Source organism: Paenibacillus lutimineralis (assembly GCF_003991425.1).
GTDB classification, from domain to species: domain Bacteria; phylum Bacillota; class Bacilli; order Paenibacillales; family Paenibacillaceae; genus Fontibacillus; species Fontibacillus lutimineralis.
In genome coordinates this window covers 267,545-292,246 of sequence record NZ_CP034346.1, presented here as the reverse complement: position 1 = coordinate 292,246, position 24,702 = coordinate 267,545, and the positions used below count along the sequence as shown (strand labels likewise).

Below are 24,702 nucleotides of genomic sequence, written 5' to 3'. Positions count from 1 at the left end.
ACAATGGGAAAAGCGCTTATTATCGGTTGTGGCGGTGTGGCTTCGGTGGCCATCCACAAATGCTGCCAAAACAGTGAGGTTTTCGAAGAAATCTGCATCGCAAGCCGTACGAAGTCCAAATGTGACGCACTAAAAGCTAAACTTGATGGTGGCAAGACGAAAATTACAACCGCTCAAGTCGATGCCAACAATGTCGACGAGCTGATTGCTCTGATCAATGAAGTGAAGCCGGATATCGTGATGAACCTGGCTCTGCCCTATCAAGATTTGACGATCATGGATGCTTGCTTGGCTACCAAGACCAACTACATGGATACCGCTAACTATGAGCCGGAAGATACGGCGAAATTCGAATATAAATGGCAATGGGAATATCGTGAGCGCTTCGAGCAAGCTGGGATTACCGCCTTGCTGGGCAGCGGTTTCGATCCAGGAGTGACCGGCGTATTCTCCGCCCATGCTTTGAAGCACCATTTTGATGAAATTGAATACATCGATATTCTCGACTGCAATGCTGGCGACCACGGGTATCCGTTCGCTACCAACTTCAACCCTGAGATCAATATCCGTGAAGTAACGGCTAACGGCAGCTACTGGGAGAACGGTCAATGGGTTGAGACTGAACCGATGGAGATCAAACGTGCATACGACTTCCCAGAAATCGGGGAGAAAGATATGTATCTTCTGCACCACGAAGAGATCGAATCGCTGGCCCTGAACATTCCGGGCGTGAAGCGCATCCGCTTCTTCATGACCTTTGGCCAGAGCTACCTGACTCACTTGAAATGCCTTGAAAATGTCGGCATGACTTCGATCGAGCCGATTGAATTCGAAGGCAAGCAGATTATTCCTCTGCAATTCCTGAAGGCTGTATTGCCGGATCCTTCTTCCCTCGGTCCACGTACGAAGGGCAAGACGAATATCGGCTGCATCTTCAAAGGCAAAAAAGATGGCAAAGACAAGATGTACTATGTTTACAACGTGTGCAACCACGAGGAGTGCTATAAAGAAGTTGGTTCGCAAGCTGTCGCTTATACAACCGGCGTTCCTGCTATGATCGGCGCTATGATGGTAATGACCGGCAAGTGGAACAAACCGGGCGTCTACAACATCGAAGAATTCGACCCAGATCCATTCATGGATGCACTGAACAAATGGGGACTCCCATGGCAAGAAAGCTTCAATCCGGATCTCGTTGATGCTTATCCAGAAGACGAAGCAACAGCTGCCAAAGAGCGTGAAACGGAGCTGGTTCGCTAAGATGCGCTTCGAAGAACTGCCTACCCCATGCTATGTAGTAGATGAAGCTCTACTTGAACGAAACCTTGAGATTTTAGGCGGTATTATGGAGCGCACCGGAGCCAAGATCATACTGGCGCAGAAGGCTTTCTCGATGTATTCGACCTATCCGCTGATCGGCCGCTATTTGAGTGGAACAGCATCGAGCGGATTGTACGAGGCCCGGTTAGGCCATGAGGAAATGGGCAAAGAGAATCATTGCTTTGCCCCGGCTTACCGGGAGGATCAGATCGACGAGATCATTGAGCTCTGCGATCATATTATCTTCAACTCCTTCTCCCAGGTAGAGAAGTTCGGTCATAAAGTACTGGCCACAGGCAAGAAGTACGGTTTGCGCATCAATCCGGAATGTTCGACCCAGGTTGGGCATGACATTTACAATCCTTGTGCCGTAGGTTCCCGATTCGGCGTGACCCGTGAACATTTTCGCCCGGATCTGCTAGAGGGAATCTCCGGACTGCACTTCCATACACTGTGCCAGCAGAACTCCGATGATCTGGCGACGACGCTGGATGCAGTAGAGGAGAAATTCGGACCATGGCTGTCGCAAATGGAATGGATCAACTTCGGCGGAGGGCATCATATTACGAGAGAAGATTATGATATCCCTTTGCTTGAGCAATGTATCCGCCGTATGCAGGATAAGTATGGCCTGGAGGTCTACCTAGAGCCTGGAGAAGCTGTCGCTCTGAACGCCGGATTCCTGGTTACTACGGTGCTCGATACCATGAAGAACGGAATGGATATCGCTATCCTGGATACATCCGCTTCCTGCCATATGCCAGACGTACTGGAAATGCCTTATCGTCCGCCGCTGCTTGGCTCCGGGGAACCTGGTGAGAAGCCTTATACGTACCGACTTGGCGGACCTACCTGCCTCTCGGGCGACAACATCGGCGATTACTCGTTCGATCAGCCGCTGAAGAACGGCGACCGCCTCGTCTTCGGTGATATGGCGATCTACTCTATGGTGAAGAACACGACCTTCAATGGAATGCCGCTGCCCGCCCTCGTCCTCTGTGATAAGAACGGCGACTACCAGGTCGTCCATGAATTCGGCTACGAGGACTTCAGAATGAGATTGGCTTAGGCGATTTGTATTTCATGAATAGCTGCAGAAATGCAATTATTCTTAGGAAATTGCCTTGAAATCAGGAAATAGCTGCATGTATGCAACTATTTCCTGATTTCGGCCCTAATTTAGGGATAGTCCATCTAAATAGTTGTATAGAAGCAGCTATTTCCCCTGTAAATGAAATAACGGGCCCATATAGTTGCATAATAGCACTTATGATCTGATATACACTAAGGACTTGGCATTAGCCAAGTCCTTAGTGCTGTTTATTGAACTGTCGCCAAGTTATTCAACAGACAATGCGAGGAGACGGCCGCTTCAACCGTTGCCATTAATACCCTGATTATTATTTCCGTTTTTGCTATAACTCCAACTACCGTTGGCTATTACCATTGCCATTATTACCGTTATTGCCCTGATCGTTATGGCCCTGGCCTCCATTACCGTTACCCTGATCATTATTGCCTTGGCCATTACCTCCCTGGTCTCCATTACCATTGCCCGGTTTTGCCTTCTTATAGTTAAAGCTGACTTTGGCAGGTGTCGCCATGCCGTCTGTCGATACATAAGCCACATAGGTTCCTTCCAATTGACCCTTTAGTGTGAATACGAATTGGAGTTTCCCCTCTACGGCACTTATCTTCTTCTCTTCATAATGAACCTTGCCTTTCGGATCCAATACCTTCAATCTTACTGCAGCCTGATCATCGCCATTCATTAGTAGGCCGTCAATCGTTACCTTTCTCGCTGCCGCATCCACTGTGGCTTGTAAGCCGTCAATAGCCTGCACCTGGGCGTCGCCGGAGAGGTTATATACTCCGAACTCGTAGAAGGAATAGCCATAATCCGTATTTCGCTCGATCCCTTGGAATTTGATATATCTCGCAGTTACTGGGAAGAATTGCACCGTTTCCTTCCCATCCTGCGCTGTAATAACTCCGTCATTTGGCATGACATTAGTCCAGGTCTTTTTATCATCGGATACAAGTAGCTTGTAGGTCTTAGCTCGGGCATATTCCCAATCGATTCGGATCGTATTGAACTCTCGTGCTGCGCCCAAGTCGACTTGGAACCAGGTATTGTCTACATAGTCACTTGCCCATCTTGAGGCCGGGAATCCGTCGACGGCTTTTGCCGGTACATAATTTGGATTGCCGCCCTCGGTTGAAGATGCTTCCACGGCTTTATCCTGCGCCAAGTTGCCTGTGAGATAATATACGATCTCCTTCAAAGTGTTGTAGGCCTCAGTCTTCATCATTCCGGCCTTCGTAAATTGATCCAGCTTAGCGTTAAAGCCTTTGAGATACTTGGCAGCTTGTGCCGCATCCTTACCTTCATAGCGCTTCATCATTTCCAAATAGTTATTCAAGGAGTGTACTGCTGTAGCATCTGTAATTTTCTGTTCTTGTGCGAAACGGTCAACGTATGCTCTGACTCCCGCTGCATTCGTGGATGCTTCTACTACATATGAGGTTTTGATCGATTTGCCGGAGGTTACCGTGATGAGCAGCTCATGTTTCCCCAGCTTGCCAGCCAGAGGTATGACTGTTCCGGCCGCATAAGCCTTCCCATCGAACAGAGCATTTACTTTGGTCAGTCCGTCATCCTCTCTCAGCTTCCAAGTGAACTGAACAGACTCCGTCTCCGGCAGAACAACACCGCTTTGGAACGGCTCTCCATTCATCAACACGTCTACTTCAGAAGGTGCCGCATTATTAATCTGATATGTTCCTTGTACATATTGATACAACCAATCATATAGAACCCTGTTGCTTGGGTCCGTGCTCACCGCACTGTTATATACGGCGTTATTTCCTTGGTAGTATGCGTTGAAGCCATCGGTCATCAGACCTGTCTCAACACCACTGTTCAAGTAATCGATATACCGTTCACGGAACACCCCGTCGGTCAGCATCCGATCATCGAACTCAAATTCATTGGTCATCCCATACCGCTTCGCGATGTTCGCAGCGTCTTCCAGCCGGTCATAATCCATTGGCTCGAAGAAATAGTTCGGTTGAAAGGCTACGGCATCAAACCCGACATCCTTCCACATAAAACTCTTATAGGCCAGAGAATGAGGAATCCAGAAAAATTTCATATTGCTGTTGCCAGAGACCGTCATCGTATGAACCTTATCGCTGGCCAAGCGGACCAACTCCGGTCCATCTTGATCGGTACCGATCTGCTCTTCTAGCCAGTACATCCCTACAAGCTCAAGATGAGAATAATTCGCTGCTTCCCATCGTTGCTTCACTTCTTCCAAATACCATTGAACCGCCTTCACCCGGTCTGTAAGCGCTTTAAAATTTTCGGATTTATTATCCCCGTCTACATCGCCAAAATTGCTTACTCCCTCATCTGGATACGGAATCATCAGGACAACCTTCTCCTTCTGATTCAGTTGGTTCAGCTTGGCGCCGACTTCCTTGGTTGCTTCATTAAGCTGGTACATGTCTCCTTCGGGAGCGAATGTCTTATCCAAATACCATTGCCAATCCTCTTGAAGTGACGGCATATCTGATCCGGCACCAAACCCCCGGCCCTTATCCGAGAAGGTTCCAAGATACAGAACTCCGTCAAAGAGCCAATCGGTCGGCACTCCGGCCTTATCAACGTAACTGATGTTCGGGATGATCCGCTCCTTCTTCCAGGTTCCCAGATCATTGCTGTAATGTCCGTTATAGAGCAATCCAAGATGCTTAATCCCGGCAGTCGCCTTCCCTGGAGCTAGGAATGCCGGCTGCTGCGTCGGAACGGTTACCGCACCTGTGGTCTGCCCATCGTTACCCCAAATTTCAATCTCATCCACGAAGCTCATCGCCTTGGTGTGCATCGAGAACATGACCTTCACATAACGGGCATAAGCGATCTGCGCATCGGGACCTATGCTCTTGATACCGTCCTTGCTTCCATCCCACTCATAGTTCTCCTTATATTGTCCGTCCTTCCATAGCGTCTGGGTCGCATAATGCGAGAGCAGACCCCAGTTCTGCTTATCATCGGAGACATACATCGAGACTGTCAGTGGCATGAGTACATTATTATTTGGCCAGTCCTGCAGGAAATTTGCCTTAATCTTCGTGATCGACTTCCGGTCGCCAAGATCAAATATGACTTCGCGCGTCTTCTTCTTGAGATGTCCAACCCATGCTGGATCGGAAATATCTAGCGCCCCGTATTTGCCATCCGTCAGCTTGCTGTTATCATCTGAATATGCTGCCTCTGGTGCTTCCGACCATTCGTAAGAGAGGCCAAGAGCCAAATTGTACGGCTCATCGTATACCGCCGAAGTCACGCTTTGTGGCTCTGTCTCAAGGACCTGCTCAGCAGGGGGAGTAGCCTGATCCGGATTTTGGGTGGCCTCGTCTACTGGATCAATCTGAACCTCACCTTCCTGATCTACTGGCACTTGGCCATCTGGTTGATTAATCTGCTCTGAATTCAGGACTACATGACCGTCTTCATTTACGCCAGTCTGCTTGCCCGCTTGTAACGACGCTGCCTCTTCCCCATGCGCAGCCGGAATAAGTGTGAATAGCATGACTGTAATTATGACCATAGATAACCATCGTTTACTCCTTCTCATACATGCTAGCCCCTTTCTTTTGCTCCCTATCCTTTTGCATCCATCAAGAAACTTCATCAACCATGTATCGCTTTACAAGCTGAATTCGATCCCCCAACCTCCTTCCCATGATCTCATCACATGTTTGAACAGCCTAAAATAGGCCTACTGTTACAGTAAGAAACTTAGCCCTGAATTCAAATAGATAAATCATGACCTTGCATATACATTTATTTACCAGTCCCAGAAAAACGACGTCTAACGTCTTCCCCCCCTCCTAACCTCCTAAGACGATACAACCAGACATTGATGTTTAAGGGAAAACTTATCGGGCATACAGAACTATGGCGTACCATTGCTGGGTGTACATACGCAGGTAGGATTTGGAAATACGATCGCCTTCCATCAAATTAGTTGTTGACAAGCAATTTCAGGAGGACTAATATGTCTTTTAACGCAAGAAAGCCAAAAAGCATGGATGTATAAAAGTAAATATCATACAAGTGTTGAACTAATACAGTAGCTGTCTGTGGCGGAAAATCAGAGACTTAGTGGTTGGTGTGAACTAAGCCGGGGCATGCAGTGAATTACAATTAGGGAGCTGACTAACGTCCGGCAATGCCGTTAAATAATTGAGTGAACAAAAGCTTATTTTTGTTAATCAGGGTGGTACCGCGGAACTTCCGTCCCTATTTGGGGATGGAGGTTCTTTTTTATTTTATAGAGATTGTTCAACAAGTCGACTGATGAACATGAACCATTACAACTACGACATAAAGGAGTGAAACGAACATGAAACGACAAGTATCAATTGGCTTAGCGCTCTTGCCTATTTTGGCGCTTATTGCTGCAGGTGCTGCCTCTATCTTCATTTGGAAGGCTGGCATGTTTATCCCATTAATAATTAGCATCATCGTCACCGTTCTCGTAGGGGTGATGAGCGGATATAGTTGGAAGGAACTTGAAGAAATGATGGTTAGCGGCGTATCTAAAGCATTGCCTGCGATATTCATCTTGCTTGTCATTGGGATGATCGTCGGAACGTGGATCTCAAGCGGAGTTATTCCGACCATGATCTACTACGGCTTGTCCTTTATTCATCCCTCTTTCTTTGTTCCGGCAGTTGCGGTTGTAACCGGCATCGTGGCGATTACGCTTGGCAGCTCCTTCACTTCGATCGCGACGATTGGGTTGGCATTCATGGTCATTGGTGAAGGAATGGGCTTCTCCCCTGGCTTGATTGCGGGAGCGGTCATATCCGGCGCATTCTTTGGCGATAAGCTGTCGCCGTTATCCGATACAACGAATATTGCGCCAGCAATGGCGGAAACAGATTTGTTCAGCCATGTACGACATATGCTCTGGGATACGATTCCTGCATTCACCATTGCCGTTGCGCTCTACGCGCTGTTCGGTACCCGCTCGGTACAAGGCTCGGTGGATACTGCTAATATCGATATGATATTGAATGGGATTCAACATACGTTTATTATTCACCCGCTACTGCTGTTGCTGCCGGTACTGACGATTTTCCTAATGATCAAGAAACTACCGGCATTGCCGACATTGCTGTTGGTAGGCATCATCGGTGGGGTAATTTCCATCGTGGTACAAGGAGATTCCATCACATCGATGGTTAACACAATGACGAACGGGTTCCATGCGGAATCTGGAGTAGAGGCGGTCGATTCCTTGTTGAATCGAGGTGGTCTTCTCTCCATGCTGGGTACGATTGGTTTGTTGACGATCGCAACTGCGCTTGGCGGACTACTGGAAGGAACTCAAATTTTCCAAGCTCTTGTTCGGCCTATCGTGGCTAGAATCAAGACTCCAAGCTCACTTATAGCGACAACGATTGCATCGACCTTCCTTGTCGCGTTCGCTAGCGGTGCACAGTTTCTTGCGATCATATTGCCGTCGAGAACTTTTGTCCAAACTTACAAGGACATGAATATAGATACGAAAAACTTATCGAGATGCGTCGAGGCGGCTGGTACGGTCGGCATTACATTAGTGCCGTGGGGAGTTCCTGCTGTATTCGCAGCCAGTATGCTCGGCGTAAGCCCGGAACAATTCATCCCATACATCTTCTTTGCCTTCTTGGTTCCGCTTATCAATATTATTTATGGGATTACGGGTTGGACGATCGTGAAGAAGGAATACCCAACGCGTTCGTTCCAGAAACAACGGAATGCGGCAGTAGGAGGAATGAGTCATGAATGAAGTCATCATTAATATTATCGGAACAGCCCAAGATGCGGGCGTGCCGCATCCGAACTGCTTTTGTCAGAATTGCATGAGCGCCATGCAGAATGGGACGCGCAGGTCCGCTGCTTCCTTAGCCATTATTGAGTCCGATCGGAAGCGATGGCATCTTGTTGATGCAACACCGGACATGCGCGAGCAGATGGCAAAAATTCAAATGAAATACTGTCTTCAAGGTCAGATCATGAACAGCATTTGGCTGACCCATGCACATATCGGTCACTACCCCGGATTGATGTTTCTGGGAAGAGAGGCAATCGGAGCACAAGGAATTCCGGTCTTCTGCGGGGATCACATGAAACAGATGCTTGAAACGAATGCGCCCTGGTCACAGTTGGTGGAGCTCCACAATATTCAATTGAACAGCATTGGGCACGAGCAACAGGAACAGTTGTCCCCTTCTGTACGCATCACGCCAATTGAAGTGCCTCATCGCAATGAGCTATCGGAGACTTTCGGCTTCTGGATTGAAGGACCGCGACGCAAGCTGCTCTATATCCCAGATATTGACCGTTGGGATGAGTGGGATCGCGACATTTATGACATGGCCAAGGAAGCGGACATCTGCTTATTAGACGGTACCTTCCATTCTATTGAAGAGATTGAACAGATGGGACGCAATTATAAAGAGATTCCCCATCCCGTCATGACAGAGACGATGGATCGACTACAGGGATTGGCAGAGCATACCGAAATCTATTTTACGCATTTCAATCATACGAACCCTGTCAACAATCAAGCAAGTGCCTTCGCACAGCTTGTTCAAAATAGAGCGTTTTACATCGCTGAAGATGGAATGGAACTAAAATTATAAAATTGTGAGCAAATCGCCTAAATCATACAGAACTAAGAAGATCGCCTATCCCACCTGCTTTTTTAGGTGGTAGGCGATCTTCTTCACTCTCTTTTATTTAGGGGAATACTTCGACATGTCGTACGTACGATAACCGCCAGTTAAGTTCCTAACCTTAAAACCGTTTTGTTTCAAAATGCGGGCTGCAATATAACCCCTGATTCCTACACCACAGTAAGCATAGACCTCTTTATCCTTATCGAGCTCGTTAAGACGCTCCCTCAGCTCATCAACCGGAATGTGAACAGCTTCATCGATATGTCCTTGCTCATACTCCTCGACGGTTCTTACATCCAGCAGGATCTGCTCTTCCGGCTGCAGCGTCTCGAGATCCTTCACCGTGAAGATATCCAATTGTCCCGAAAGAACGTTTTGCGCCAGGTAACCAGCCATGTTAACCGGGTCCTTCGCAGAAGAGAACGGAGGTGCATACGCGAGCTCAAGCTCCGCCAAATCATCAACAGTCCCCTTCAAGCGAAGTACCGTAGCGATGACATCAATTCTTTTGTCCACTCCTTCGGAACCAAAAGCCTGTGCCCCTAATATTTTACCTTCGTCGTTGAATAACAGTTTCATCGCTATTGCCTTCGCGCCAGGGTAATATCCGGCATGTGAGTTCGGATGTACATAGATCGTACGATATGGAATATTCATTCTTTGTAATGTTCTCTCGTTGAATCCCGTGCTTGCACCTGTAAGACCGAACACTTTTATAATGGATGTTCCTTGTGTCCCCTTGTACTTGGTGTTCAACCCGCTAATATTGTCCGCGGCAATTCTTCCCTGTTTGTTTGCGGGACCGGCGAGTGGTACGGTTGTTCTTTGTCCGTCCAAATCTGTCGTTTCTACGGCATCCCCTACAGCATATACACCATCACAGTTTGTTTGCATATACTCGCCCACGATAATGTGGCCCCGTGCGCCCAACTCTATTCCTGAGCTCTTGATAAACCCGGTATCTGGCGTTACACCAATTGCCAGGATCACCAAATCGGCAGACAAATGCAGCCCACTATTGAGCGAAACTTCAATCCCTTGCTCCTTCTCATGGAACGCTTCAACTCCATCTCCAAGGACGAGCTTCACTCCATGGTCGGTCATTTCCTTCTCTGCGAATGCAACCATTTCGGAATCGAAAGGCGCAAGAATATGAGGCGCAGCTTCAATCAACGAAACGTCTAATCCACGCTCCCTCAAGCTCTCAGCCATTTCTATTCCGATAAATCCGCCTCCAATTACAATAGCGCTTCGGGTACCTTCTTGATCGACATAAGACTTAATCCGGTCTGTGTCCGGAATATTACGTACCGTAAATATGAATTCACTGTCGATACCCGGAATTGGGGGCTTAATCGGCTTCGCACCTGGGGACAGAATCAAGTAATCATAAGATTCTTCGTACGTCCCTTGATCCGCGCTGTTAACCCTAACCTTCTTAGCCTGTGTGTCAACCTCGATGACCTCACTATTAATACGGACATCTATATTGAATCTTGCCTTCAAATTTTCAGGAGTTTGCACCATCAGCTTGGAGCGCTCCTTAATCGTCTCTCCGATATAATAAGGAAGCCCGCAGTTGGCGAACGAAATATAGGCACCCCGTTCGAACATAACGATTTCCGCATTCTCGTCTAATCTTCTAAGTCTCGCAGCCGCTGACGCTCCGCCAGCAACTCCACCGACAATGAGTATCTTGTTACTCATAACAATTCCCCCTCTTTTTTCGAATACCCCGGCGGGTATTATTTAGGCAATAAATATTTCCTCACTGGTTTACTAAGTTACGATTTTTACTTTTTCGTTGTTGGACCGTCCCATACAGAGATTCCGCCGTTTAATTGGGCGATTTGGTTGTAGCCGTGTCTGCTCAACAGCTTCGCTGCTTGCTTGCTCCTCATCCCGCTGCGGCAGTAAAGATACACAGGCTTATCCTTCGGAATTTCATTCAGACGCCGCTCAATCTGACTAAGTGGTATATTTACGGCTCCAGCGATATGACCTTGTTTGAACTCCTGAGCTTCCCGGACATCAACTAATCTATGTCCTTGGTATTCACTTTTGAATTGTTGCAGATTTAGATTTCTCATTCCCTTCACCGGAACAAATCGTTTGTACAGCATCCAAGCGATCAGAACAATGATTAATGCATAAAGGCCATAATTCATCCTGTTTCCCCCTGCTTTTTTTATTATTATTCGTGATGGTGAACTGCATGTAATCAGACATTTGAATACCTATAGGGGTATATTTTAAAGCAAAAAAATTTCTTTGTTTATGATCTTGCGGCGGTTTGTCGTATACCCCATAGGGTATATAAGGATACTAATATGAATATTTCTGTTTGTCAATACTTAGACTCATTACATTTACTTCGTGATCAAAGCCGGACTTTTTAAACAACCTCTAAAAGAAAAAGCATCCGATCATCCGGATGCTTTAACGGCTCTTCAATAGAAGTTCTACGGCTTCTTTAACAAGCTTTCCAGAGTCCTGCCCTTTCTCCTGTTCCTCCAGAATGCAATGTTCGAGGTTAGATGCTACGATGTAGGCCATGGCTTTATCTGCGGCGCTACGTACGGCTGAAAGCTGCGTAATGACGTCCTTGCAATCCTTGCCCTCTTCCATCATTCTCAGGACACCCCTTACTTGTCCTTCCATACGCTTAAGCCGCCGCATCACATCTTCATCATATTTCTTCATTCTGATTCTCCCTCCATTCAACTTAGTATTATAAAATGTATTATGTGTGAAAATCGATCATCGGACAACCTTACTTGTTCCTATTATATTATCTATACCCATGTGGGTATTAAAAATATTTTGCTTAACCTTTACGAATTACAATGTACATAAAAGCGGACACCTTGATGTGTCCGCTTTTGCAGAGTTTGTTGACAATTTTATACCCTCGGACCCGTCCAATGGGACATACCGCCGAGCATATTAGTAACATTATAACCTATTCCCTCCAGAAGCTCGCAGGCAAGACTGCTGCGACTACCACTATGACAAACCACGATCATTTCCATATTCTTATCCAATTCATTATGTCTTTGAGTCAAATAGCCAAGAGGAATATGCTTTGCGCCGGGGATATGCCCTGATTCCCATTCATCGACTTCCCGGACATCCAGGATGCCTAGCTTTTCGCCCAGTTCTAATCTAGCTTTAACGTCTTCAGGCATAATTTCCTTCGAGTATTTACCAGCCATGATAAAACGCTCCTTATTCGTAGTTATTACACGTACTGCTTGATCGCTGACTTGAGTGTTTGCAAAGGTTGAACTCCAACAAAGGTCTCGACTTCTTTCCCATTGTGGAACAGCTTCAACGTAGGGATACCTTGAATCCGGTATTTCGCCGCTGACAACTGATTATCATCAACGTTCAATTTTGCTACTAGAACCTCACTTCCTAGTTCATCAGCCAATTGCTCAAGAATTGGACCAATTATACGACAAGGACCGCACCATGGAGCCCAAAAGTCCAAAAGGACCAATTTATTGTTTTGAATGACCTGTTCAAGAGAACTGTCAGTTACGTTTACTGTAGACATCTTGTCTCCTCCTTTTATACATATACCCCTATGGGTATTATAATAAAACGATAACTTACCTTTGTCAACGAGTGGTGATAAAGCACCCAACTGGCCATGCATGGCACACAAACAAAAACCCGCTCCATAGCGGGTTTTCTACCTGATTTTATACATTGGACTTTTCTCTTTATCCTTAAAATAATCATGGAATTTGTACTGCCATCTTTCGTTTGTTTTCTATAATGGTTCTGTACATTGTGCGATCAGTGAGTTGAGTGAACAACCTATGGCCGGGATGCGAATTAGCTTCAAGTATCCAAATATATCCCTTCTTGTCCAAGGCAAGATCAATCCCTAGTTCATGAGTTGAACTCCATTTGCCAACAATTCCAGCAATTGTCATTGACAGCTGTTCAATTTTACGATGACATGCGTTCACTTTGGCTTGGTTATTCTTAAACTGATTTAAAAGAACCTTTTGCAAGGGTTCTGCATGCCCTCCTTGATGATAGTTTGTCACAAATTTATGAGGCGCAGCCACACGGGCGACCATACCAGCAATCACCCATTTGTGCTCCGGCTTCTGCAAGTATACTCGGATATCAAAAATTTCGCCCCGATACCTTGCGATTTGCAGTCCCTTTTGCACTAAATACCGATTGTTTGACCTTCTAAATGTACGGACTGCTCTCAAGACAGATCCAGCTCCAACAATCCTAAGACTTGGGCCGGAACGAGCCTCATATCCCCTGCTTAATTTCCTGACACGGATAATTCCGTCACCACCACTTCCAAGGTCAGGTTTTATAAAGACAGATGAATAGGCTCTTAGCATCCGCAATGTTCCTGCATCCGTCAACCAATGAGTTTCAGGTAAATGCGGACGCAAGATACGATTCTGTAACATTCCCCTATAATTTCTCATTTTCCCCATAGTCACTGAACCCTCTTCTCTTGTCCTTAGTTCCAGATATAAAGAGCATATTCATTAAGCAATGCTGCTGTATAGACTGAACTCTAAAGCAAGAAAAAAACAGATTGATTACCCATCACCCTTTAACGACTCCATTAGTCAAGCCGCTAACGATACAGCGCTGAACAAAAACGAAAATCAATACTACCGCCATATATTTCTTTATTTATATTATAAGTACTGGAGAAAAACCGGATGTACGGTTGTAACCATTATTTTATTCCTTCTCCTACTACAAGGGGGCCTCCGGTAATCCGAACGCCCCTCCCATTAACCTTCCACTTAATGTGTCGCAACCTGTTTCTTCTGTCTTCTCAACCTGATCTTCAGAATGATCCGATCCACGGCCAACGCCGAATACATTAGGAGGAGCACCACCGTCGGGTAACCATACCTCGAAAAAGCAATAAACGGAACATAAATCCCCGTAAAGTATATGATCGTCAACAGAACAGGCAACCGACGCCGTCGGTCATCTGATCTTCTCGACATTACCATTCCGGCAATGCTTAACCCGATCAGCAGCGCTTGAATCACATGCGCGGAGACCAGATCTAAACCGAAAATCGGTAGCCAGTAATAAGCTTCGAAATATAGGCCGATGAATTTGCCAAGCGTATACCATAACAGGTACAGAAGTGGTTGATGGGTAAAACCATATTTTAATATGTCGATTCCTTTGGCTGCCGCAGCAGCATCGTGCCCTTGAAAGAGAGTCTCAGGGTTATATTGCGGATAAGCATCAAAGAACCCATCAGGCGGCATGAGATGAAAAATCTGAGTTCCCAGCAAAAACGGGCTGCCCCCCGATTCTGTGAACAGAATGAAGTGACCGAATGTAATCATATTGCGGATCCACCATGGAGACAGCAGAACAATATACACCATGCCGATCATACATGTGAAACGCAGCATTTCCTTCCACGTGTACTTCTCTCTCCACCATAGAATTAGTAGAACTGCCGGGAACAAAGAAGCCTGTGGTTTAAAATAAGCCGCAACGGCAGTAAGCACACCGATAAGTACATACCATTCCCATCGTTTGGACTGCACGGCGGTGATAAGCGCACAGACCAACAGCAGCACAACTATCCGAAATATCGTCTCCGAGAGAATGACGCCCGAAGAGAAGTAGTCTGGAGGGTATAGCGCACTTAATATACAAGCAATGAAGGCAATCCTCGAATTAAATATATAGCGTGCAATAATGAAAATTAAATAGAGAGAACCAGCTTGGAGCAAGCACTGAAACAGCCGAAAGGCCACTACCCCTCCGCCATCCTGTCCGAAGACTGCCAGAAATCCCGCCAAGATCAGAGGGAAGCCCGGCATAATAAATGAAGTGGGTTCTGTTCCGGTATTGTAGGCAAGCGTCCCTTCGTTCAGCAAAATCTTCGCCGTCTGAATATATTTCACATCATCATTATTAGGCTTGTCCGGATCGCCCAGAAAAAAGTAGTCGCCATAGGACAACACGATCGATACGGACAGCACCAACACAAAGGACATAAGCCCGTACAGGACTCGTCTCTCCTTAGGATCTCTTATCGCATAAGAAAACAAGCAGCCTCTCTCCCATTCCAGTTAACGTTATATTTGGAGCTTATATATCTACGTTAAGTAATTTCCATCACAAATGCTCATTAAAAATGAGGATACCATAAGTTGATAATAATGTCCTCCATCCCAGGCTTTGAGCGAGCGCAGATTAAGACCGTCCGAACGGAAGGGCGTATGGGTATAACTTGACATGCAGACGAATGGTGCGTATACTGCACACTGTAAGGAATTAACTATTAAATGAGGTGGAAAGGAAAATGTTGCATTTATCGACTGTTCTTCAACGGAATTTGGCTTAAGACGGGAGAAGTCTGCCCATTTTTAGCTCTAAGCCAACCGAAGAACAGAAGATAAAGAGCCGATTTCCTTTCATGCATATAGATCTGTATGGGTGAGGTGCACGTTGGCCCCACCCATTTTTTGTATATTTTTCCTTCACAGCCACAATTGAAAACTGTCTTTATTTTGCTGTTCTCTCGGTTGGCTTCCTATCTTGAAGCGAACAAAGGAGAGAACCTATATGAGCATTGTTACGGTTGAACAACTGTCCCATACGTACGGGGACAAAAACGTATTTTACAATATTAGCTTCCGCCTCGTGCGGGGAGAGCGTGCTGGCCTGGTCGGCGGCAACGGCGCAGGCAAGTCCACGCTGCTCCGCATCCTGTCGGGTGAACTGCTTCCCGATCGAGGAACCATCGATTGGCTGCCGGGCATCCGCGCCGGCTACCTGCAGCAGCATATCGATCTGCAGGCGGGAATGACCATTATCGAGTATTTGCGCACTGCTTATGCGGATCTGTATACGATGGAGACCCGCATGAATCAGCTCGCTGCCCAGATGGCCGAGGGCGGGGATGATCTCGATTCCTTGTTGACCCGCTACGGCGAGCTGCAACAGCAGCTGGAGCATTCCGGCTTCTATCTGATCGATACGAAGATTGAGGAGGTCGCCGCCGGATTAGGCATTCTTGCGCTCGACCCGGATCGCGACGTGAACGAACTGAGCGGCGGACAGCGCACTAAGCTGCTGCTGGGCAAGCTGTTGCTGGAGCAGCCCGATGTCCTGCTGCTCGATGAGCCGACCAACTATTTGGATGACGTGCATATCGAATGGCTTACCGGGTATTTGACCCGGTACGAGCAGGCCTACCTCGTCGTGTCCCATGACGAACGGTTTTTGAACGCGATCACGACGGCGATTTTTCACCTGGATCACCAATCGATTCGGCGATACCCCGGCAATTACGAGCAGTTCAAGCGCAGCTATGAATTGAACCAGGAGCAGCTGCAAGCCGCTTACACGCGGCAGCAGCGGGAGATCGAACGGATGGAGGAATTCATTCAGAAGAACCGCATTCGCAAGGCAAAGCAGGCCAAGAGCCGGGAAAAAATGCTGGAGCGAATGGAGCGGATCGACAGGCCGTCCTCCGGGCTGCAGCCGCGCTTCGCCTTCCAGGTGCATGCTGATCCGGCAGGCACGGTCATTGAAGCAAGACGGCTTCAGATCGGCTATCGTGAGCCGTTATTCGCTTCGGTCGATCTGACGGTCAAGCGCGGAGAGAAGATTGCCATTGTCGGTTATAACGGAATCGGCAAGTCGACGATGCTCAAGACCTTGCTCGGCCATATTCCGGCTCTGGGCGGCACCGTGCAATTCGGGGACCGCGTCAAGACGGCCTATTTCGCCCAGGAGGAGCAGCCCTCCGATCATAGCCCTTTGGAGCATTTATCGGCGCTGCGCCCGGATATGACGTTGAAGGACTTCCGGCGCCTGCTCGCCCAGTCTGGGCTGACCGAGAAGCATATCCGGAAGGAAATCCGCCTCCTGAGCGGCGGGGAGCAGGCCAAGGTACGGCTGTGCGAACTGATGCTGACCGACAGCAATGTGCTCGTGCTGGATGAGCCGACCAGCCATCTTGACGTTCGCGCGAAGGACGCCTTTCAGGACGCGCTCAAGAAATACGCCGGCACGATCCTGCTCGTCTCTCATGAGCCAGACTTCTACGAGGACTGGGTCACGCAAGTATGGAATGTGCAGGAGTGGATGAAGAAGTAGCACCACCGGGGCGCCGACGTCGGGCGCACATATATAAAAACCACTAAACTTTACGTTTAGTGGTTTTTATAACGTTACACCCCAGCCTCTTTCTCGATCAACTTCGCCTTATGATCTGTACCCAGATTCTCATTCTCCATATAATAGTCCTTCAATTCATCTTGAGCGGACTCCTCTGCCAACGGCACTTTATGGCGATAGGCTGCCCGGCAGATCACATGAGCCGCCACCGGAGCTGTTAGAAATACAAAGAAGATACCCAAGATAAGGCGGATGCTGAAATAACCGTCGGAAATCAAGAAGTACAACAATGTTCCAACCAACGTACATAGCACCCCAAGCGTAGAACTTTTAGATGCAGCATGAGATCTCGTATACACATCCGGCAGTCGAACATTCCCGATGGCGCTGATCAAGCTAATGATGGCCCCGATCAGAATAAAGACCGCACCGACGACTTCACTGCTTCCGCTCAATGACAACACCTCTTTCAATGAACCTGGCAAAGGCCACCGTTCCTATAAATGACAGGATTCCGATCAACAAAATAAGATCAAAGAAGGCATGGGTATGCAATAGCACAGAGAACACGGCAATACTAGCGATTAGATTAATGCCGATCGAATCTAAGGCTTGAACCCGATCCGCACTGGACGGTCCTTTGATAACCCGATATAAATTAGCCATAATCGCCAGCATTAACAGACATAAAGCGATTGTTAATATGATTTCAAAGATCATTTTCTCGTCACATCCTTTATCGCTTTCTCAAACACTAATTTTGACTTTAACACCGAATCCTTGGACTCAGGCATATTCAGGCCATGAACGTACAACACTTTCTCATCAGGGGTGATCTCCATAACGACCGAGCCTGGCGTTAAGCAGATCAATAAGGACAGGAGTGTAATCTCCAAATCCCCTTCCAAATCCGTCTCCACTTTGAAAATCCCCGGTTTAACATCGAGTTTAGGACGGAGTACATGCTTCATAACCATCAACGAGGAAGTAGCCAGTTCATGAATAAAAATAATTAACAGCTTGCCGACCGCAGCCAGTGTGAAGGGATAGAACGGCTTTTGAAAGAACCGACGCATGAAGAACAGAACTAACAAACCGACAAAATAGCCACTGATAAAGTTAATAATGCTCGTGCTATCCTGAAGAAACATCCATAAGTAGGCTATAAATATATTGAGTAGAACCTGAACGGGCAAAGTGATCTCCCCCCTTTAGTCAAACACTGCATTGATATAGAGACTCGGATTCAACAATTCCTCTGCGGCTTGAGCCACATATCCGGCAAGGCCTTCGGCACCAATTCCTAAAGTAAGACTGGCAATGGTCAATAGAGCAATGGGAAGCAGCAAGCCTTTCGTTGTCCCCTTCTCTTCCTCTGCACTCAGGGTTGTCTCCCCCCAGAAAGCATTCATAAAGATCTTGATCATGGAGTACAGAATGAACAAGCTTGCCAGCAGACCGATTCCACCGAGCCAGAAATAACCGGCTTCAAAGGTCCCTTGCGTGATAAACACTTTACCCAGGAACCCACTTAACGGCGGTATCCCTACCATGGACAATGCGGCAATGAAGAACATCCAGCCTAGCTGGGGATGAAGGCGAATCAAGCCGCTAATATCCTTCAGATTACTTGTTCCCGTCAAATGGATAATGGTTCCGCCGATCAAAAATACAAGTGCCTTAATCAGCATATCGTGAATCAAATAATAGATAGATCCCGTGATGCCGGCCGGTGTTAATGTGACGAGTCCAGCCATAATAAATCCGACACTGATGACCACATTGAACGTTAATATTTTTCGCAAATCCCAATAACCAATCGCTCCGAGCCCGCCTAAAACCATTGTAATCGCGGCCAATATCCCTATTAGGAGATGAGTGATCTGAGGCTCGTGATAGAAGATCAGCGTGAACATTCTGAAAATGGCGTAGATCCCAACCTTGGTGAGCAGCGCAGCAAAGATGCTCGCAATGGCCGTTGGCGGCACACTATAAGATCCTGGCAGCCAGTAATACAACAGTAACCCGGCTTTTAAAGCGAAAACAATCAAGAATAGAAAGGCGACGGTTGTAATTAACCCGTCCTGGCCCACCTCAGCGATCCGGATCGACAAATGGGCGAGGTTGAGTGTACCTGTCATAGAGTATAAATAAGCAATACCTATTAGAAAGAAGGCCGACGAAATAATATTCGTAAAAATATATTTGAGCGACTCCCCAAGCTGTCTCTTATCTCCACCCATCGTGATTAACACATAAGAGGCAACCAGGAACACTTCAAAAAAGACATATAAATTAAATAAGTCTCCCGTTAAAAACGAGCCGTTGACGCCTGTAACCAAGAACAGAAATAACGGATAGAAATACAGCCTCTCTTGCTTGCGGCCTATCGATGAGAAGGCATAGATCAGACAGCATATCGAGACAACCGAGGTTGCCAACAGCAGCAACGCGCTGAACATATCACCGACGAAGCTAATGCCAAACGGCGCTTCCCAACCACCCAGCTGTAGGGTTTGGATACCGTCATTTCTAATCTGATTCATTAACAGAACGGATATAACACTTGTCGCTAGTAAGGCAACCAAGCTAAGCACCCGCTGAAGCTTAATATTTCTCTGAAAAATGATGAGCACCATTCCTATAAACAGAGGAATGACGACGGGAGTAATCAATAAATTATTCATGCTCATTTCCCCTTAATTGCTCCATGTCATCCGTCCCGAAGTTCTGATAGGTACGATAACACAAAACTAGTACTACCGCTGTCACAGCGAAATTGATGACGATGGCTGTTAGAATCAATGCTTGCGGGATCGCATCCGTATAGGTGGCCACCTTCTCTCCAAGAAGAGGGGGACTCCCCGTCTTCAGACCTCCTGAAGTGATAATCAATAAATTCACGGCATGGCTCAAAATAGATGATCCAAGCACAATTCGAAGTAACTGCCTCGACAGAATTAAATAGGTTCCAATGGATACTAAAATACCGACAAGTATGACAATGAGCGTCTCCATATTAGCGGTCCTCACTTATGCTTAGAATAATGTTGACTGCGGTCCCTATAACAGCTAGAGCAACCCCGGTATCAAAGATTAAAGCAGAAGCAAGCTCAGTATCTCCAAAAATGGGCAAATCAACATGACCGAAGGTCTGGGTCAGGAACGGCTTGCCAAACAGTACACTTACTGTTCCCGTTCCAATGGCTATAAGCACGCCGATGGCAGCAAGCTTCTTGAAATCCATCCGTATATTCTCCCTGACCTTCTCGACTCCAAAGGAAAGATACATTAGGACAATCGCCGCTGCGGTGCTCAGCCCGCCAATAAATCCACCTCCGGGATTATGGTGACCGTTCATAAACAAGTAAAATGAGAAGGTTAAAATGATGACGACAGCGACTCGGGTTACACTTCTCAAAATCACATTATTCGGTTTCACGTTGTTCCCTCCTTTTAGAGCGCTGGTGAACCAGGATATATACCCCCAAACCAGCAATCGTTAGAACGGATATCTCCAGCATCGTATCAAAGCCGCGGAAATCCACTAATATCGCATTAACAATATTTTTGGCCCCTGCCAACTCATACGCATTTTCAAAAAATGATGTAATAGGTTCAAACAGCTTATGCCCATTCGCGGACAAGGCCAATAAGGTTACTGTTAATCCCACAGCGATCGATATGATCAGGTTCGTCAGCTTAAAAGGAATACGTTCGATCCTCTTCGTCATCTTCGGCAGATGGTAGAAGCACAGCAAGAACAGTACCGTTGTTACTGTCTCGACAACCATTTGTGTCAGTGCCAGATCCGGTGCCCGGAAGATCACAAAGAACATAGAAACCATATATCCCAAAGCGCCTAATGCAACAATCGCCAGTATTCGATTACCGGCAAGCAATACGGTTAATGAGGCGATAATCATTGCGATCACGAGGCCAGCTTCATAAATACTAATCGCAGCGTCATTAGAGAAATCAAACTGGATGCCATGGAGCAGCAGAAGCGAGCCCATCAGTAATATGACGAAGAACGAAAAGATGTAGATCAAATAATGTCTCAGCGATCCTGTCATATATCGATTGGTTAGAGAAGCCGACAGCCTCTCAGTACCCGATAAGCTCACATTGTATAAATGATTCAACGTTAGCCCATGAGGGTAATTTCGCATGGTCTGAATCCACCGCTTCGCTGTTTTGAAGAGAAGGAGGCCGATAACCACTACCCCGATTGTCATGATGAGCTCTATATTCAGTCCATGCCATGCGCTTATTTTTACATCATAGTCAGAAATTGGAATCATAGGTAAAATCGCAGTCAAAGCCGGGGTAAGAATGTATTCCCCCAACACATTCGGGAAGAAGAAAATGAATATAACTAACAAGCCTAATATGATTGGAGAGATCAACATACCGAGAGGAGCCTCATGCACTTGTCGCGTCAGCTTCTCGGGACGATACACCCCGCCAAAGGTTTTGAAAATGAAGATCATGCAGTAGACGAACGTAAATATGCTGGCTACCCAGGCAATGATCGGAAACAACATACCGATCTTGCTCAATCCGAAAATGCCGGCTTGGGATACGTCATTCACCGCGGCAAAGAACATTTCCTTACTCAAAAATCCGTTAAATGGCGGTAATCCTGCCATAGACAAGCCACCGACCAGTGCAATCGTGAACGTGATCGGCATCACTTGCATGAGACCGCCTAAATAGCGAATATCCCGACGACCCGTCTCATGGTCAATAATCCCGACGACCATAAACAAGCTGCCTTTAAAGGTAGAGTGATTGAACAAATGGAATAAGGCAGCGAATGTAGCCACCATGAACACCTTTCCAGTCTCTCCGGGTCCAAAATAGACCGCTAAAGAGCCAATACCCAATAAGCTCATGATCAGCCCTAATTGGCTAATTGTAGAATAGGCCAGTAGCGCCTTCAAATCCGTCTGTCTCAGCGCTGTCAATGAACCATAGAGAAGCGTAACGAGTCCAATTCCAGATACAAGCCAGAACCACACAGCGCTGCCGCCAAAAATCGGAGTCATTCTCGCTACTAAATAAATGCCTGCTTTGACCATCGTCGCAGAATGGAGATAACTACTTACAGGAGTTGGTGCCTCCATCGCACCCGGCAGCCATATTCCAAATGGAAACTGAGCTGACTTCGTAAAAGCTCCTAACAAAATACAAAGCAGCGCAGGAATGAACAGTGCATGCCCCTGTATGACATCCATATTCGCGATGATCTCCCGAATACTGTAGGTATCTCCCATCATGATGAGCATAATAAACCCGGCTAACATGCCGAAGCCGCCCAATACAGTAATCAATAGCGCCCTCAATGCGCCCTGACGCGAACTCTTCCGCTCATACCAATAGGCAATGAGCAAGAAAGAGGAGACACTGGTTAATTCCCAGAACCCATACAGAACCAATAAATGATCCGAGAATACTAGCCCCAGCATCGCGCCCATGAACAAGAGCAGGTATACATAGAAGTTATGGAGAGCCTCCCGAACCTTAGACATATAGAAGATAGAATAAATGATAACTAAGGTTCCGACACCCGTAATAAGTAGAGCGAATAGTAATCCGAGACCATCAATGTAGGACGTAATACTAATCCCGAAGCTCGGAATCCATGACAAGGTATATTCAAATGTTGTCCCAGATGCTACGCCAGGTATATATTTCAGCAGGTAGATAAAGATGGTTAGTGGTACTAATAATACAAACCACCCCGTGTGTACTTGGCGATTCAAATACTTATACAAGAAGGGGACAAGCAACGCGAAAATAAACGGAAGAAAAACAAAGCTATAGAACGTAATCAAAGTACTCCTCCCCACTAATGAGTTTTATCAATCTTATTGTCTTAATTAGGGTTTGACTCTTTGGTTAACATCAATTATAGTCTTACATAGTTTAAAGGAGCCTTACTATTAAACTTGAGGTGAAATAGTCAAAAATGAATAATTTGTATAACGAAAGTATTCTTGTCTGCGTTTATTATGGACCAAATGGAGAGAGGCTAATCAAGCGTGGTTGTAAGATCGCTAACATGCTCCAGGCCCCACTCTATATACTGACAATTGATCCAAAGCCGTTCGATGAACTCGATGCCGAGAAGGTACTTTATATTGAACAATGGAAGAAGTTCGCTAATTCTCATGAATCCGCACAATTTATTATCAAGGATAATGAAAGTCGCCCTATTTCCAAAGTCATTGCAGAAGTAGCTAGAGACCATAACATTACACAGATCGTTCTCGGCCAGACGGCCCATAGTCGTTGGGAACAAATCACAAAAGGATCGATTATCAATTCCTTAGTACGTGATATCCCGTTCGTTGACTTGCACATTATTTCTGTTGCCCGTTACATCCGGGATGAAGAAGGGATTTACGAAAAGGGTGTTCGTGCTTATTTGATGAAGGATGGAGATAAATATCAGCTTAGCTTCAATCATGACAAAGATACCGTATATGAAGGCATCTTCTTCAAAGAAGTTGATACTGACTTCGATAATGGAATATTCCGCTTTATGAAAGACGCTGAAACGCTGCAAGTTCTGGTTACCGATGGAACGGTTACCGAATTAAAAAATGTGGATGTCCAACCAGCGATGAATCTAGACAATGTAGAGGAATAAAAAAGGAATTGTGTTCAAGCTCTCCGCATCATTCAATGTGGGGAGTTTTTATTATGTCGAAAGACGGACCCCTTATAAGTTCACATCTACTTTAATAGGCAGATTCTCGCTACGATCGACTCCTAAATATTTCAATGTTTCCGCTGTAGAATGATGATTCAAAATCGACTTGATGATGGAAATGGCAATGCCCTTATGATACGCATGATAACCAAATGTCTTCCTCAGCGTATGCGCCCCCATCTTCTCTGAAATTCCTACCTCCCTAGCTACATGATTAATAATACGGTAGACCTGCTGGCGAGTAATGGGTTGGGAATCTTTCTTCGACTTGAACAAGTAATCCGCTGCCTTCCAATCCATACTGGACAGATACTCCACTAAAATCTCTGCAATTTTGCTGTTTAGGTAATAGGCCTTTTCTTCCCCAGTCTTCTCATCCTTAACATAAAGATACTGTTTAGCACTCTGGCCGTCCCAGACATCCTGTACAGTAAGGTGCAGTAAATCAAAAAGGTTAATACCTGTATTAATTCCTAATACAAACAGCAACAGGTCTCTTATTGAACTCTTTCTCAGCTCCTCTTTCATCGCTTGAATCATCTCAACGTCTCGAATCGGATTTACATATTGCACTGGGTATCCCCCCGAAATAATGTTACATAACTGAAGTTTAACATATATTAAGTAACATAACAAACCAAAAACCACTTCGCTTTACTGGATTTTATTTCCAAAATAAAACAATTTACTACTCAAAATCGCACAAAAATGGCCTCTTAGAGCGCAAAAAGACCACCATAATGGTGGTCCTATAATGGTCAATATGATAT

22 protein-coding genes and 1 other annotated feature are annotated in these 24,702 nt (G+C 46.2%); of the genes, 6 read left to right on the top strand and 16 right to left on the bottom strand.

Annotated features, from left to right (window positions below):
* Positions 1–3: 3 nt before the first annotated feature.
* Positions 4–1,260 carry a saccharopine dehydrogenase family protein gene (locus EI981_RS01370; RefSeq protein ID WP_126994771.1) on the top strand — a complete coding sequence of 419 codons (1,257 nt, stop codon included), beginning with the start codon at positions 4–6 and terminating at the stop codon, positions 1,258–1,260.
* 1 nt (position 1,261) lies between these two features.
* Entirely contained in the window at positions 1,262–2,389 is a 1,128-nt protein-coding gene (nspC, locus tag EI981_RS01365; protein WP_127004235.1) for a carboxynorspermidine decarboxylase, read from the top strand.
* A 358-nt stretch (positions 2,390–2,747) separates the two neighbouring features.
* Here nspC and EI981_RS01360 read toward each other — a convergent pair whose 3' ends face one another.
* Entirely contained in the window at positions 2,748–5,963 is a 3,216-nt protein-coding gene (locus EI981_RS01360; protein ID WP_126994769.1) for a DUF4855 domain-containing protein, read from the bottom strand.
* A gap of 476 nt (positions 5,964–6,439) precedes the next feature.
* Positions 6,440–6,636, top strand: a binding site (T-box leader).
* 98 nt (positions 6,637–6,734) lie between these two features.
* Here EI981_RS01360 and nhaC point away from each other — a divergent pair.
* Together nhaC and EI981_RS01350 are read left to right on the top strand one after the other, a co-directional pair.
* Positions 6,735–8,165 carry a Na+/H+ antiporter NhaC gene (gene nhaC, locus EI981_RS01355; RefSeq protein ID WP_126994767.1) on the top strand — a complete coding sequence of 477 codons (1,431 nt, stop codon included), beginning with the start codon at positions 6,735–6,737 and terminating at the stop codon, positions 8,163–8,165.
* A complete protein-coding gene (locus tag EI981_RS01350; RefSeq protein ID WP_126994765.1) occupies positions 8,158–9,021 on the top strand; it encodes an MBL fold metallo-hydrolase in 864 nt (287 codons plus the stop codon). The genes nhaC and EI981_RS01350 overlap by 8 nt, the downstream gene beginning before the upstream one ends.
* 93 nt (positions 9,022–9,114) lie before the next feature.
* Here EI981_RS01350 and EI981_RS01345 read toward each other — a convergent pair whose 3' ends face one another.
* The 7 genes from EI981_RS01345 to EI981_RS01315 all read right to left on the bottom strand — a co-directional run bounded on the left by EI981_RS01345 (position 9,115) and on the right by EI981_RS01315 (position 15,080).
* Complete coding sequence (locus EI981_RS01345; protein ID WP_126994763.1) at positions 9,115–10,764, bottom strand: FAD-dependent oxidoreductase; 1,650 nt, start codon at positions 10,762–10,764, stop codon at positions 9,115–9,117.
* 86 nt (positions 10,765–10,850) lie between these two features.
* Complete coding sequence (locus EI981_RS01340) at positions 10,851–11,225, bottom strand: rhodanese-like domain-containing protein (RefSeq protein WP_126994761.1); 375 nt, start codon at positions 11,223–11,225, stop codon at positions 10,851–10,853.
* 271 nt (positions 11,226–11,496) lie between these two features.
* Positions 11,497–11,760: a metal-sensitive transcriptional regulator gene (locus EI981_RS01335; protein WP_126994759.1), complete on the bottom strand. Its 264-nt coding sequence runs from the start codon at positions 11,758–11,760 to the stop codon at positions 11,497–11,499.
* Between the two features lie 200 nt (positions 11,761–11,960).
* The gene (locus tag EI981_RS01330; RefSeq protein WP_126994757.1) at positions 11,961–12,272 is read right to left on the bottom strand and encodes a rhodanese-like domain-containing protein; all 312 of its coding nucleotides are present in this window, start codon (positions 12,270–12,272) and stop codon (positions 11,961–11,963) included.
* 26 nt (positions 12,273–12,298) lie between these two features.
* A complete protein-coding gene (gene trxA / locus EI981_RS01325) occupies positions 12,299–12,616 on the bottom strand; it encodes a thioredoxin (RefSeq protein WP_126994755.1) in 318 nt (105 codons plus the stop codon).
* 184 nt (positions 12,617–12,800) lie between these two features.
* Complete coding sequence (locus EI981_RS01320) at positions 12,801–13,538, bottom strand: YheC/YheD family protein (RefSeq protein ID WP_126994753.1); 738 nt, start codon at positions 13,536–13,538, stop codon at positions 12,801–12,803.
* A gap of 315 nt (positions 13,539–13,853) precedes the next feature.
* Entirely contained in the window at positions 13,854–15,080 is a 1,227-nt protein-coding gene (locus tag EI981_RS01315; protein WP_227011642.1) for an ArnT family glycosyltransferase, read from the bottom strand.
* A gap of 571 nt (positions 15,081–15,651) precedes the next feature.
* Here EI981_RS01315 and EI981_RS01310 point away from each other — a divergent pair.
* On the top strand, positions 15,652–17,190 hold the full coding sequence (locus EI981_RS01310) for an ABC-F family ATP-binding cassette domain-containing protein (RefSeq protein WP_126994750.1): 1,539 nt from the start codon (positions 15,652–15,654) through the stop codon (positions 17,188–17,190).
* Between the two features lie 74 nt (positions 17,191–17,264).
* Here the strand turns inward: EI981_RS01310 and EI981_RS01305 are convergent, their stop codons facing one another.
* From EI981_RS01305 to EI981_RS01275, 7 genes are read right to left on the bottom strand one after another with little or no spacing between them, the layout of a single operon-like run.
* Positions 17,265–17,666 (bottom strand): Na+/H+ antiporter subunit G, encoded by a 402-nt coding sequence (locus tag EI981_RS01305; RefSeq protein ID WP_126994748.1) that lies wholly within the window; start codon positions 17,664–17,666, stop codon positions 17,265–17,267.
* Positions 17,650–17,931, bottom strand: coding sequence for a Na(+)/H(+) antiporter subunit F1 (locus EI981_RS01300; protein ID WP_068779227.1), 282 nt, complete (start codon positions 17,929–17,931; stop codon positions 17,650–17,652). The genes EI981_RS01305 and EI981_RS01300 overlap by 17 nt, the downstream gene beginning before the upstream one ends.
* Positions 17,928–18,407 (bottom strand): Na+/H+ antiporter subunit E, encoded by a 480-nt coding sequence (locus tag EI981_RS01295; protein WP_068779226.1) that lies wholly within the window; start codon positions 18,405–18,407, stop codon positions 17,928–17,930. The genes EI981_RS01300 and EI981_RS01295 overlap by 4 nt, the downstream gene beginning before the upstream one ends.
* Positions 18,408–18,422: 15 nt before the next feature.
* On the bottom strand, positions 18,423–19,898 hold the full coding sequence (locus EI981_RS01290) for a Na+/H+ antiporter subunit D (RefSeq protein ID WP_126994746.1): 1,476 nt from the start codon (positions 19,896–19,898) through the stop codon (positions 18,423–18,425).
* On the bottom strand, positions 19,891–20,229 hold the full coding sequence (locus EI981_RS01285; protein ID WP_126994744.1) for a Na(+)/H(+) antiporter subunit C: 339 nt from the start codon (positions 20,227–20,229) through the stop codon (positions 19,891–19,893). The genes EI981_RS01290 and EI981_RS01285 overlap by 8 nt, the downstream gene beginning before the upstream one ends.
* A 1-nt stretch (position 20,230) precedes the next feature.
* Positions 20,231–20,653, bottom strand: a complete 423-nt coding sequence (locus EI981_RS01280; protein ID WP_068779223.1) for a Na(+)/H(+) antiporter subunit B — start codon at positions 20,651–20,653, stop codon at positions 20,231–20,233.
* Positions 20,640–23,051 carry a Na+/H+ antiporter subunit A gene (locus tag EI981_RS01275; protein WP_126994742.1) on the bottom strand — a complete coding sequence of 804 codons (2,412 nt, stop codon included), beginning with the start codon at positions 23,049–23,051 and terminating at the stop codon, positions 20,640–20,642. The genes EI981_RS01280 and EI981_RS01275 overlap by 14 nt, the downstream gene beginning before the upstream one ends.
* A gap of 134 nt (positions 23,052–23,185) precedes the next feature.
* Here EI981_RS01275 and EI981_RS01270 point away from each other — a divergent pair, with 134 nt between their 5' ends.
* Entirely contained in the window at positions 23,186–23,869 is a 684-nt protein-coding gene (locus tag EI981_RS01270; RefSeq protein ID WP_126994740.1) for a universal stress protein, read from the top strand.
* A 72-nt stretch (positions 23,870–23,941) separates the two neighbouring features.
* Here the strand turns inward: EI981_RS01270 and EI981_RS01265 are convergent, their stop codons facing one another.
* On the bottom strand, positions 23,942–24,505 hold the full coding sequence (locus EI981_RS01265) for a tyrosine-type recombinase/integrase (RefSeq protein ID WP_126994738.1): 564 nt from the start codon (positions 24,503–24,505) through the stop codon (positions 23,942–23,944).
* Positions 24,506–24,702 lie beyond the last annotated feature (197 nt).